Origin of the sequence: Arthrobacter jinronghuae, assembly GCF_025244825.1 — a bacterium.
Lineage (GTDB): Bacteria > Actinomycetota > Actinomycetes > Actinomycetales > Micrococcaceae > Arthrobacter_B > Arthrobacter_B jinronghuae.
Genome location: NZ_CP104263.1, coordinates 2,148,941 through 2,160,751, shown reverse-complemented (window position 1 = coordinate 2,160,751; position 11,811 = coordinate 2,148,941). Strand labels below are relative to the sequence as shown.

The following is an 11,811-nucleotide window of genomic DNA, read 5'->3' as shown; positions in this document are numbered from 1 at the left end:
TTCCCCGCTGCCGCAGCCTGCGGGCCTGGGGAGATGCGTGGGGGAGTTCATGAAACGCAACCTGGGTATTCGTCTTCCGGGGCGTGGTGCGGGGCGTGGGGCGGGGCTCGGTGCCGGGCTGCTCCGCCTGCCGGGGCTTGCGGCGGTGCTGGCGCTGGCCCTGCTGCTCGGCGGCTGTGTGGCGGACGGTGGAGGCGGGAGCGACGGGCCGGAGGGTCGCCAAGGTGCCGGCGCGCCGTCGTCGGCGTCCGCCTCGCCCGCAGCGTCGCCTGCCCGGTCAGCGTCGCCGTCGTTACCGTCCGCGGACCCCGGCAACCCCGGAAAGGGGCCGGACTGTCCCACGGAAAACTGCTTTTCCCTCATGCTTGCCGGCGACCTGCTGGTCCATGCGCAGCTGTGGGAGCAAGCCGCGGCGGATGCGGGTGCCACGGGCAAGGGACCGCTGGACTTCGAGCCGCTGCTGGCCGGGCAGCGGACCTACATTTCCGGATCGGACCTGGCCGTGTGTCACATGGAAACCCCGGTGGCCGAACCGGACGGGCCGTATACGGGCTATCCCATGTTCAACGTACCGCCGCAGATCCTCACGGCAGCGGCCGCCGTCGGCTATTCCGGCTGCACCACCGCCAGCAACCACACCATCGACGCCGGTACGGCCGGGTTGAACCGCACGCTGGGCGTGCTGGATTCCCTGGGGCTGGCGCACACCGGCTCGTACGCCGCCGAGACCGGCGCCGGCGCTCCCATGCGCCTGTCCGCTCCGGCGGGGGAACTGGCCGTCATCGAGGCCACATACGGGTTGAACGGGCTGGAGGCCGAGTATCCGTGGCAGGTGGACCTGCTCGACGCTCCGGCGATGATCGCGAAGGCGAAGGCGGCCCGGGCGGAGGGGGCCGACGTCGTCGTCGCGGCGATCCACGCCGGTGACGAATACGCCTCGGTGCCCAATGCCCAGCAGATGGAAACCGCCCACGCGCTGGCGGACAGCGGAGAGTTCGACTTCATTTACGGCCACCACACGCATTCGGTCCTGCCGATCGAGAACTACAACGGCACCTGGATTGTCTACGGGCTCGGCAATGCCGTGACGGAGCTTTCGCCCTGGTACGACGTCAACAACGAGGGCCTGATAGTCCGGGCGCAGTTCGCCCGCGACGACGCCGGGGCATGGACAGTCAGCGACCTCGCCTGGGCGCCGTCGGTGATTGTCCGGGACCCGTACCGGTGGTGTTCCGTTGCGGGGGACCTGCCGCAGGGGGAATGCGCGCCGCCGGCCCAGCGGGAAGCGGTGCGCGCACGGACCATTCCGGTGGTCGAGTCTCTGGGGGCGGCCGACGCCGGGGCGCATGAATGGCTCGTGTCGCAGGACGGCGGGGGAGGGTAGGCGGGGGCGTGGTTGTGGGGTGTCGGGGTTCTCCCTAGGCCGGACCGGTCAGAAAAATCCACTCCGGTGAATCCTGCCGTACCGGGCTTCGATCCCAGTTACCCCAGCACTCATCCACCGTGAATCCTGCGGCTTCCAGCCCTGCGGTCACAGTGTTCCAGGCAGGGAAGCGCAGTGTCTCGACGGTGGTCCGGGTTCCGGAGCCGTCGGTCCAGGTATCGGTGTGGGAGATCCGGTCATCCTCACGCTGGACGGTCTGGGTGACTGTTCCCCGGCTGGTACTGTGCGTGCCCTCCCACCTGCGCCAGGCTTCAACGTCCGGGTTGCGTACTTCAAAGGCCAGCCTGCCTCCGGGCCGCAGTGCTCGTCTGGCATGCGTGAGTACCTGCACCCAGGAGGTGTCATCAAGGAAGTACTGCGCGACATGTCCGGTCATCAGAACCAGATCGGTCCAGGCATCCGGCAGGCTTTCCGCGGTTCCTTGAATCCAGATGACGGTGCCGGCATGCGGCTGGGATGCAGCGAGCGAGAGCATGGTTTCTTCCGGCTCGACACCGATCACTTCATGCCCTTGCCCGGCCAACAGGCTGCACAGTAGGCCCGTTCCTGCGCCGATGTCCGCAACACGGCGGGCTCCCAATGTGCCCGCCAAGGACAGATAGAACGGGAGGTCCTGCCGGGCTTCGCTGTCGGCGTCGTAGGCTGCCGCAAGTTCAGGGACGGCGTAGTAGTTCCCGGGGTTCGATGCAGTCATGCGGCTCGTTTCTGTGAGGTCTCGCTTCAGTCGGGGCTGGCGGCTTCCGGTGCGGCTTCCGGTGGGGCTTCCGGTGGGGCTTCCGCCGGAACGCTAACACGCGCGGCGAGCCCGGACGACGGCTGGGTCGGGACGCCCTGCCTGCGCACTGCGGCAGATCCAGGCTAGCCCTCGGGTCGACGAGGGCAGGCCTCGGGCGAGCATTCCGGATCGACCGATGGAGGCAGGAACCGGCCCCACGCTTTCAAGTGTTTCTGCAGGTCAGAGCAGGGGTACTCGGGGATGGAGGAGGTTTTCCACAAGGACGAAAACTCCTATTGCAGGCATGATTTTGAGCTCATAGCATCGAACACATGTTCGAATCAAATCCGGATTACCCACCACCTGTTGATGGCGTTGACCCCTCCATCGGTACACCTCCTGGATACCGCGGTGGCAGCAACGGACCGGCGACCGCGCCAGCGCTGTCCAGCCGTGAGTGCCCTGGCACGGCAACCCCCGACGAAGCGCCTTGCGGCAACGAACCGTCATCCTCGCCGGTCACCACGTGGATCTCCGAGCTGTCGTCCGGGCGGGCTTTGGAAGACATCGCCTCCGATACAGATGCGGGTCTGATAAACCGCCTGCGAGTACTCGAAGACCTCAAGGCTGCCGCTGCAGCAGCCCAGGTCCGGGTTGCCGCCGCTTTCGATGCTTCCGTACGCGCAGCACATGCCCGTTCCGGGGTTCCCCTGGAGCGGCAGGGGAGAGGAGTCGCAGCTCAAATTGCCCTCGCCCGACGCGAATCGCCTGCCCGCGGCGGGAGGATCCTTGGCTTTTCTAAGGCACTGGCACATGAAATGCCGTGCACACTCCAGGCGCTGTCCGAGGGTAGGCTCAACGAATGGCGGGCAACGCTGCTGGTCCGCGAGACAGCGTGCCTGTCAGTATCGGACCGTCGGCTGGTGGACCGGGAAGTGGCCGGAGACCCTGCAGGGCTGGAGGGTTTGGGGGACGGACGCCTGATCGGCCGGATCAGGAAAATAACCTACCGGATCGATCAGGAGGCGCTGGTCCGCCGGGCGGCCAAGGCCCAGGCCGACCGCTATGTTTCCTGCCGGCCTGCCCCGGACACCATGACCTACCTGACCGGCCTGTTGCCGGTGGCCCAGGGTGTTGCCGTCTTTGCCGCCCTCAGCCGTGAAGCAGATTCCCTCCGGGCACATGGCGATGAACGCGGCCGGGGCCAGATCATGGCTGACACACTGGTTGAAAGAATCACCGGTCTTACCCAAGCTGACCGTGTGCCGCTGGAGGTCCAACTCGTCATGAGCGACCGTACGCTTCTTGCGGGCTCGGATGAGCCGGCCTACCTCCAGGGATACGGTGTGGTACCGGCCATGTGGGCGCGCGACGCGGTACGAAAAGCCGGAACTGGCAGCGGCGGGCGAGGGATGGCTGAATTTCACACTGCTGATGACAACCAAGGCGGAAGCCGTCAGGCCGTTGCCGACCAGACCCGAAGTCGTCAGGCAGTTGCCGGCCAGACCGGAAGCCGCAGCTTTAGCGGTGAAACGACAGGAAGCGGCCCGACGTCCAACGCGGGACGTAAAGGCCAGGCAGCTCGAAGTGGTGGATCCGGTTCGCCGGACCTCTGGCTCCGACGCCTCTACACGGCCCCGGCCATCGGTGAACTCATCGGCATGGACTCAAAGGCGCGGTTCGTCCCCGATTTATTGGCGAAATTCATCTCTGCAAGGGATCAAACCTGCCGGACACCGTGGTGCAACGCGCCAATACGCCACCGCGACCACATCCGCCCGCACCGGGACGGGGGCGCCACCGATGCAAAGAACCTGCAGGGACTCTGCGAAGCCTGCAACCAGACCAAGGAAGCACCTGGATGGCGTGCTGAAAGCAGCGGAAGTCCTGGCCGGCACACGGTTGAAATCACCACGCCGACCGGACACACCTATCAATCCACGGCGCCGCCGCTGCCGGGCACCTGATCGTTCGAGCCGCAGCGCAAAATCGCGGGTGTGCGTAGCGCTTTGTGTGCACCGTCGTTATGGATGTCCCGGTGGCCGGGCCTTCACCGGGATGCCCGGCGGGCGGGCTGTTCGAACGGGGCCCAGTACTGATGATGCCGTAGACGGCATGCATACTCAGGTTTCCAGCAGGTGCAGGACGAGCCCCCGACCGAACCCTAGGAGTGACATGTCTGGTGCAACACTGGCGAAGTCCGCGATGAGGTTCGGCAGGTGGTTCGGTATCGCAGCGGTCGTCCTCCTCCTGGGTTCGTTCATCAACAGGAACTTCGGCATAGGAGACAGTCTGAACTACCTGCACCTTCCCGCGGTCTGGGAAGAAGCACCTGCCGCTGTGCTGGTATCGCTGATCTATCTGCTCTTGCTGGTAACGTCCTTGTTGCTCTCCGCCATGCTCATCACGGCCTCCCTGGTCATTCGTCACAGCGAAGCAAGTGAACAGACAACGATGAACAAGGAATCAACCTCCACCGGGTTCTGACCGATACAACCACTTGTGTCCACAACCGCCATGCCCGCTTACGATGCCCCGGTGGAAACTTCGTTGAAGAAGTACGATGCCTACGTTCCCCGGACGCCGCCGCCAGCTAAGGACGACCCTGTTGTGCAGTGGCTGCTGCAAGGCGATCCAGCCATCCGCTGGCAGGTGTTACGCGATATTCTCGACGCCCCGCAGGAGGAGGTGCTAATTGAGCGGGCGCGGGTGGAGTACGAAGGGTGGGGCGCTGGACTGCTCGCAGTGCGGACACCGGACGGACACTGGGCAAACGGGGCATGCTTCCCGGATACCGCCGCGTTCGCAGAGACTACCGCGCAGGCCCTGGCTGCCGGTGAGCCGCCGCCGCCGTTTCCGGCACCAGCCGCTGAACCGGCCGAGACGCCAGGCGGGCGGCCCGGTGAGGCATCCGCGCAACCATGGACCGCCACCTACCCGGTGCTGCTCGACCTGTGTCACTTGGGCGTGCCGCCGGACAGTGCGGTGATGCAGGAAACGGCCCGGCTTGTCGCCCAAAACTGCCGCTGGGAGTACAACGGGTTGCCGTTCTTCGCCGGGGAAGCTGACTGCTGCATCAACGCCGGCACTGTTCTGATCGGCACCTACCTGGGCATCGACGTCGACCCGGTGGTGCAGCGGCTCGTAAGCGACCAGCTTCCTGACGGCGGCTGGAACTGCTGGGCCGAGACGCGTACGGCGCCGGGATCCTTAGCCAGCACTCTTGACGTGGTTGACGCGTTATTGAGGTGGGAGAGGCACACCGGTGGTTCCGACGAGGTCCGCAGGGCCCGCCATGACGGAGAGGAGTATCTGCTTCGACGTACCCTGTTCCGTTCATTGCGCATCGGCGAGGTGGTGAACCCCCGATGGCTTCAGTTCTCCTACCCTCCACGCTGGTACTATGACCTGCTCAAGGCGACGAGCTACTTCGCCCTGCGCGGCGGCCCCGCAGATCCGCGGCTGGTTGAGGCGATCGAACAAGTCCGTGCCAGGCGTCAGCCAGATGGACGCTGGCTGCTGGAGAACACTCACCCCGGCGCGGTCCATTTTCGATTCGAAGAACCCGATGGCACGCCGAGCCGGTGGAACACCCTCAGGGCACTGCGGGTTCTGCGCTGGTACGACGCAGCGAGTCCCTAGCGCGGCCGCTGCCCGGCGTGCTGGCGTGCCATCTCCGAGAGCTTCGACAGCTCAGCCAGATCCTCTTCCGAACGGGGAACAGGGGAGAAGCTGCCGAACTTCCGGATTGCTGCCTTTTCGATCAGGAAGTCCGCAATGGCCGGGTTCTTGGGAAGGAGGGAACCGTGCAGGTAACTGGCCACCACGTTCTTGTACCGGGCGCCCTCGGTGCTGTCCTTGGTGTTGTTGCCTTCACCCTTGCGGATCTCCGCGAGCGGCTTCACGCCCGGGCCGAGGAACGTCTGGCCGCTGTGGTTCTCGTAACCGTGGATCTCGCCGAATTCTTCGCTGACCGAAAGCACGTTGCCGATCAACCGCACGTCACCGCCGTGGGTCTCCATGTCCAGGATGCCGATGCCGGGAATCAGCGCACCCTCATGCGTCTTGAAGAACCGTCCGAACAACTGGTACAGACCGCAGATCACCAGCATGGGCAGGCCGTCCTCGGCAAGCCCCTGCAGGGTAGGCGCCAACTGCTGGAGATCCTGCTGGATCACCACCTGTCCGCTGTCCTGGCCGCCGCCGCCGACAATGATGTCGACGTCGGCAGGGAACTCGTCCCCGGCGTTGTACTCCTCGACGACAGGCTGGTAGCCGTACCACTTCAGGCGCTGCTTGAGCACCAGCACGTTGCCCCAGTCGCCGTAAATGTTCATTTCCCGCGGGTACAGCTGCAGGATTTTGATTGTGCGGTCCTCGGTCATGAGACCACCTCTACCTTCGTGATCTTGGAGAGTTCCCGGCGTACGGCCAGCATGGCCGTGTACGTGCAGAAGATCCGCATGGGAACCCCGGGGGAGTCCTTGATAAAACGCTTCAATCCATCCGTGATGTCCGGTTCGATGGTGCGCACGGGTACGTCGTCGTACTTCAGCCGCAGCGCCATGTCGTAGGCGCGTACGCCGCTGACGACGTCGACTCCGCCCTCGGCCAGGGATTCGAAGTCCACGTCCCACAGCCAGGACATGTCCCGGCCGTCGGCGTAGTTGTCATTGATGGCGATCATTGTTGAATAGCCGTGGGCGGCGAAGGACTTCAGGCCCAGGCGGAAGCCGCTGGGATTCTTGACCAGCACCAGCTCCAGCGGCTGGCCGTTGACGGTCAGGGACTCGCCGCGCCCGAACGCAGGCTCCACATTGGCAAGCGCCTCGAACAACGCGTCGGAGTCGAGGTTCTTGCCCTTGATCGTCCGCGCGAAGGCTAGGGCGGCGGCGGCATTGAAGATGTTGTAGACGCCGCGCAGCTTCAGTCCGGTAGTGCGGACCTGTCCATCGACCAGGAAATCGGCGTCCGTCTCACTTACGCGTTCAAGGACGACGTCGGCCTCCTGCGTTGCCGCCAGCGCCTCGGCGAGGCTGCCGCGCATCTCGTCGTCGTTGGGGAAGGTGCTGCGCAGCGACGCGTCGAGCCCGAAGTACACGGCACGCTGTCCGTTCAGGGAATCGGCAATGCCCGCCACGCGGGGATCCTCGCGGTTCAGCACCACCGTCTCGGTGGTCGCGCGGGCAATGGATTCCAGCAGGCGGGTGGTCTTGTCGATTTCGCCGAACCGGTCCAGCTGGTCACGCAGGACATTCAGCAGCAGGCTGTAGCGCGGCTGGATCAGTTTCACGAAGTGCACGGCATGGGCCTCGTCCAGTTCCAGGACGGCGATGTCCGCATCCAGGTGCCCGCGCAGGTTCACTTCGCCCAGCAGGGCTGCGGCGACGCCGCGGGTGAAGTTGCTGCCCGTGCGATTGGTGAAGACCTTCAGCCCTTGGCTCTCCAGGAGCTCCACCACCATCTTGGTAGTGGTGGTCTTGCCGTTGGTTCCGGACACGACGGCGACGCCGAGCGGCAGGTCTGCGAGCGTGCGGCGGATGAAATCCGGATCGATCTTCTCCACCACCAGGCCCGGCAGGGCGGAGCCGCCGCCACGCAGTTTGGAGGCACTGCGGACCAGTTTTCCGACCAGGATGGAGAAAGAACTCATGGTTACTGAATATAGCGCACACCCTTGATACAGCACCGATCCGAAGGCGTGAGGCTGCACGCATCGGGGCAGGTCAGCGGGGTTATATCCGTTGGGATCCGTCCCCGACCCGGAGCCAGGAAGCGTTTCCGGCCCCGGAAACGGAATCGGTCGCTAGAATTGTGGCAGTGCGTTCGGGAAGCTTAGCTGGTCTCCCTGTTCGGCCCGGGTTCCCCGGAGTCCTGGACGGGCGGCAAGCAGCCGGACTTTTTTATCGATCAGAGGAGAAGCGTAGAGCATGTCGGGCCACTCTAAATGGGCAACCACCAAGCACAAGAAGGCCGTAATTGATGCCAAGCGCGCCAAGTCCTTCGCCAAGCTGATCAAGAACATCGAAGTTGCAGCACGTGCCGGCGGAGCCGACATGGCAGGCAACCCGGCCCTTGAACTGGCCGTTTCCAAGGCCAAGAAGACGTCGGTGCCGATCGACAACATTAACCGTGCGGTCAAGCGCGGCGCCGGCCTGCTCGGTGAAGCCGTTGATTACCAGACCATCATGTACGAGGGCTACGGTCCGCAGGGATCCGCCCTGCTGATCGAGTGCCTCACGGACAACAAGAACCGTGCGGCTTCCGAGGTCCGCCTCGCCGTGACCCGCAACGGCGGCAACATGGGCGACCCCGGTTCGGTGGCTTACATGTTCACCCGCAAGGGCGTGGTGAACCTCCCCAAGAACGGCCTCACTGAAGACGATCTGCTTATGGCCGTCCTGGACGCCGGTGCCGACGAAGTGAAGGAATCGGGCGAGAACTTCGAGATCATCTCCGAGCCGCAGGACCTCCGCGCCGTCGTTGGTGCGCTGGAAGAGGCGAGCATCGAGTACGAGACCGATGAAGCCGAATTCGTCCCGTCCATGCACGTGGAACTGGACGCCGACGCTGCCCGCAAGTTCCTCAAGCTTGTGGATGCGCTGGAAGACCTCGACGACGTACAGAATGTCTACTCCAACGCTGATATCCCGGCCGCCGTTATGGCCGAGCTTGAAGAAGACGACTAAGCGCCGAATCAGTGTCGTTACGCGTCCTGGGGGTGGACCCCGGCCTCACCCGCTGCGGCCTTGGAGTAGTTGAGGTCGAGGGAAACCGCCGGGCCACCCTCGTGGCCGTCGGAGTTGTCGGCACGGTGGCCGGAACCGCGCTGGACGCACGGCTGCTGGTCATTTCCGAAGCCATCGAGCTGTGGCTGGACACCCACCGGCCCGATGTCCTGGCCGTGGAGCGGGTGTTCAGCCAGCTCAATGTCAGCACGGTGATGGGTACCGCCCAGGCGTCCGGCGTCGTCATTGCCGCCGCTGCCCGGCGCGGCATCCCGGTGGCCCTGCACACGCCTACTGAGGTCAAGGCGGCGGTCACCGGCTCCGGCTCGGCCAACAAGGACGCCGTGGGCAAGATGGTGACTAAGATCCTGCGGCTGGACGAAATGCCCAAGCCGGCGGACGCAGCCGACGCCCTTGCCCTGGCGATCACCCACGCCTGGCGCCGCGGCGTCGCCGGTCCCGGACCCACCGCAGGCTCTGCGTCGCGGGGCACGGCGCCGGCTACCGGACTGACCCCGGCCCAGCGGCTCTGGGCCGAAGCGGAAGCGCGGGCAAAACGCGGAAGCTACTGAACAACAGGGGAATGCGGGCGCCAGCAAGTAGGGTATTCGTAGATATGTTCTATACAGCCTCTGGAGTTCCTTCATGATCAGTTCCCTCCGCGGGGTCGTTTCGCACGTGGGCCTTACCTCTGCCGTCATTGATGTCAACGGATTCGGGATGCTCGTCCAGGCCACTCCGCAGACGCTGGCTTCGCTGCGCACGGGAAGTGAAGCCAGCGTCCATACCGCGATGATCGTCCGCGAAGACTCCATGACCCTGTACGGGTTCAGCGACGCGGATCAGCGCGAGGTCTTTGAAATCCTCCTCGGCGTCAGCGGCGTGGGCCCCCGGATAGCCCTGGCTGTCCTGGCCGTGCACACCCCCGAAGCCATCCGGGTCGCCGCATCCACCGGCGACGACAAGGCCTTCAGCAAGGTCTCCGGCATTGGCCCCAAGGGCGCCCGCCGCATTGTCCTCGAGCTGGCGGACAAGCTGGTGCCGCACGGCACCGCGGAAAACCCGGCCGCACCCCGTTGGCAGGAACAGGTCCTGGCGGCCATGACCGGTCTCGGCTGGTCCGAAAAGGACGCCACCGCCGCCATGGACGATACCGCCGCCGAGCATCCCGACGTCGCTGCCGCCGGCAACGTGGGGGAAATCCTGAAACTGACGCTGCGACGCCTCGGGACCGACGGCGCCCGGGCCTCCTCGCGCCGAAAGGCGGGCTGAGGTGTCCGCTGATTCCCTGGTTGCTCCGGGGCCCGATCCGGACGACAAAGCCATTGAAGCCGCCCTGCGTCCCAAGAACCTGGACGACTTCGTGGGGCAGAAGCGCGTGCGTGAGCAGCTGTCGCTGGTGCTCGAAGCGTCCCGGCTGCGCGGCCGCAGCGCCGACCATGTCCTGCTGTCCGGTCCGCCCGGACTGGGCAAGACCACCCTGTCCATGATCATTGCCGCGGAAATGAACGCACCGCTGCGGATCAGTTCCGGGCCGGCCATCCAGCATGCCGGCGACCTCGCAGCCATCCTGTCTTCCCTGACCGAGGGCGAGGTGCTGTTCCTGGACGAAATCCACCGCATGTCCCGGCCGGCCGAGGAAATGCTCTACATGGCCATGGAGGATTTCCGCGTCGACATCATCGTCGGCAAGGGAGCCGGTGCCACGGCCATTCCGCTGGACCTGCCGCCGTTCACCCTGGTGGGAGCCACCACCCGCGCCGGCCTGCTGCCCGGTCCGCTGCGGGACCGTTTCGGATTCACCGGCCACCTGGAGTTCTACTCGACGGACGAACTGGAACTGGTACTGCGCCGCTCGGCCATGCTGATGGATATGAAGGTCAACTCCGCAGGCTTCGCCGAGGTTGCCGGACGCTCGCGCGGCACTCCCCGAATTGCGAACCGGCTGCTGCGCCGCGTCCGCGACTGGGCGCTGGTGCACGGTATCGAGCAGATTGATGCCCGCTCGGCCGGGGCCGCGCTGGATATGTACGAGGTGGACGTGCTCGGCCTTGACCGGTTGGACCGCGCCGTGCTGACCGCGCTGATCACCAAGTTCAACGGGGGACCGGTGGGACTTTCCACGCTGGCAATCGCCGTCGGCGAGGAACCGGAGACCGTGGAGACGGTGGCTGAACCGTACCTGGTCCGTGAAGGCCTGCTCGGCAGGACTCCGCGGGGCCGCATTGCGACCCGGGCCGCGTGGGAGCATCTGGGCCTCCAGATGCCCGAGCACGTGGCCGCCGCCATGCCGCAGAACATGTTTTCCGGCCCGGGTACCAACACCTCGTCCGCGGCATGCGACGAGAGCGTGCCGGAAACTTAACAGTCCGCTCCCACGTTTTCCGTTTAGACTGGCCCTTGGGCACGGTCCCGGCACAATGCCCGGACCCGCCTGACCCTTCCCCAACAGAAACAGGAACCATCCACGTGAATCCCGCTGATCTCTTTCTCCCTCTTCTGCTGGCGGTCTTCGTCATCATGATGTTCCGCAAGCAGAAGAAGTCACAGCAGACGGTTGCCCAGCAGCGGTCCCAGATGCTTCCGGGTACCGAGGTCATGACCCAGTTCGGGCTTTTCGGCCGGATCGTTTCCGTGGACCAGGAAGAAAACAAGGCGGTGCTGGAGCTTTCCCCCGGTAACACCGCCACGGTGCACCTCCAGGCACTGACCAAGGTCGTCACCGTTCCCGCCGAAGAAACACCGGCCGATGACGCCGCCGCGGTCCCCGATGACGCCTCTTCCCTCACGCTCGGCAAGGACACCTCCGAGCGCCAGGACGCCGTGCAGGACGAGACACCTGAAGAAACACTCAAGCGCCTGAACCGCGACGACAAAAAAGAGAACTAGACTCTCCACGAGCCAAGCGGGGCATCGGTGCCCCG

12 protein-coding genes are annotated in these 11,811 nt (G+C 65.2%); 9 read left to right on the top strand and 3 right to left on the bottom strand.

What is annotated here, in order from left to right; translation table 11 throughout:
• Positions 1-49 precede the first annotated feature (49 nt).
• The gene (locus N2K98_RS10055) at positions 50-1,384 is read left to right on the top strand and encodes a CapA family protein (RefSeq protein WP_255865718.1); all 1,335 of its coding nucleotides are present in this window, start codon (positions 50-52) and stop codon (positions 1,382-1,384) included.
• A 34-nt stretch (positions 1,385-1,418) separates the two neighbouring features.
• On the opposite strand, the gene N2K98_RS10050 is transcribed toward N2K98_RS10055, so the two are convergent.
• Positions 1,419-2,138, bottom strand: coding sequence for a class I SAM-dependent methyltransferase (locus tag N2K98_RS10050; RefSeq protein WP_255865717.1), 720 nt, complete (start codon positions 2,136-2,138; stop codon positions 1,419-1,421).
• Positions 2,139-2,491: 353 nt separating this feature from the next.
• On the opposite strand from N2K98_RS10050, the gene N2K98_RS10045 reads away from it, so the two are divergent.
• The 3 genes from N2K98_RS10045 (at position 2,492) to N2K98_RS10035 (ending at position 5,801) form a co-directional block, all read left to right on the top strand.
• Complete coding sequence (locus N2K98_RS10045) at positions 2,492-4,126, top strand: HNH endonuclease (RefSeq protein ID WP_255865716.1); 1,635 nt, start codon at positions 2,492-2,494, stop codon at positions 4,124-4,126.
• 208 nt (positions 4,127-4,334) lie between these two features.
• Positions 4,335-4,646, top strand: a complete 312-nt coding sequence (locus N2K98_RS10040; protein WP_255865715.1) for a hypothetical protein — start codon at positions 4,335-4,337, stop codon at positions 4,644-4,646.
• A gap of 51 nt (positions 4,647-4,697) precedes the next feature.
• Positions 4,698-5,801, top strand: coding sequence for a hypothetical protein (locus N2K98_RS10035; protein ID WP_255865714.1), 1,104 nt, complete (start codon positions 4,698-4,700; stop codon positions 5,799-5,801).
• Here N2K98_RS10035 and N2K98_RS10030 read toward each other — a convergent pair.
• Entirely contained in the window at positions 5,798-6,544 is a 747-nt protein-coding gene (locus N2K98_RS10030) for a type 1 glutamine amidotransferase (RefSeq protein WP_255865713.1), read from the bottom strand. The two genes, N2K98_RS10035 and N2K98_RS10030, sit on opposite strands and share 4 nt — an antisense overlap.
• On the bottom strand, positions 6,541-7,812 hold the full coding sequence (locus N2K98_RS10025; protein WP_255797554.1) for a Mur ligase family protein: 1,272 nt from the start codon (positions 7,810-7,812) through the stop codon (positions 6,541-6,543). The genes N2K98_RS10030 and N2K98_RS10025 overlap by 4 nt, the downstream gene beginning before the upstream one ends.
• Positions 7,813-8,089: 277 nt before the next feature.
• Between N2K98_RS10025 and N2K98_RS10020 the strand changes: the two genes are divergently transcribed.
• The 5 genes from N2K98_RS10020 to N2K98_RS10000 all read left to right on the top strand — a co-directional run bounded on the left by N2K98_RS10020 (position 8,090) and on the right by N2K98_RS10000 (position 11,776).
• Positions 8,090-8,848 (top strand): YebC/PmpR family DNA-binding transcriptional regulator, encoded by a 759-nt coding sequence (locus N2K98_RS10020; RefSeq protein WP_227921280.1) that lies wholly within the window; start codon positions 8,090-8,092, stop codon positions 8,846-8,848.
• An 11-nt stretch (positions 8,849-8,859) separates the two neighbouring features.
• Positions 8,860-9,459, top strand: coding sequence for a crossover junction endodeoxyribonuclease RuvC (gene ruvC / locus N2K98_RS10015; RefSeq protein ID WP_229951763.1), 600 nt, complete (start codon positions 8,860-8,862; stop codon positions 9,457-9,459).
• Positions 9,460-9,532: 73 nt separating this feature from the next.
• Positions 9,533-10,159: a Holliday junction branch migration protein RuvA gene (gene ruvA / locus N2K98_RS10010; protein ID WP_255797555.1), complete on the top strand. Its 627-nt coding sequence runs from the start codon at positions 9,533-9,535 to the stop codon at positions 10,157-10,159.
• Position 10,160: 1 nt separating this feature from the next.
• Positions 10,161-11,252 carry a Holliday junction branch migration DNA helicase RuvB gene (ruvB, locus tag N2K98_RS10005; protein ID WP_255865712.1) on the top strand — a complete coding sequence of 364 codons (1,092 nt, stop codon included), beginning with the start codon at positions 10,161-10,163 and terminating at the stop codon, positions 11,250-11,252.
• A 104-nt stretch (positions 11,253-11,356) separates the two neighbouring features.
• Positions 11,357-11,776 carry a preprotein translocase subunit YajC gene (locus tag N2K98_RS10000; RefSeq protein WP_255797557.1) on the top strand — a complete coding sequence of 140 codons (420 nt, stop codon included), beginning with the start codon at positions 11,357-11,359 and terminating at the stop codon, positions 11,774-11,776.
• The last annotated feature ends 35 nt before the right edge of the window (positions 11,777-11,811 follow it).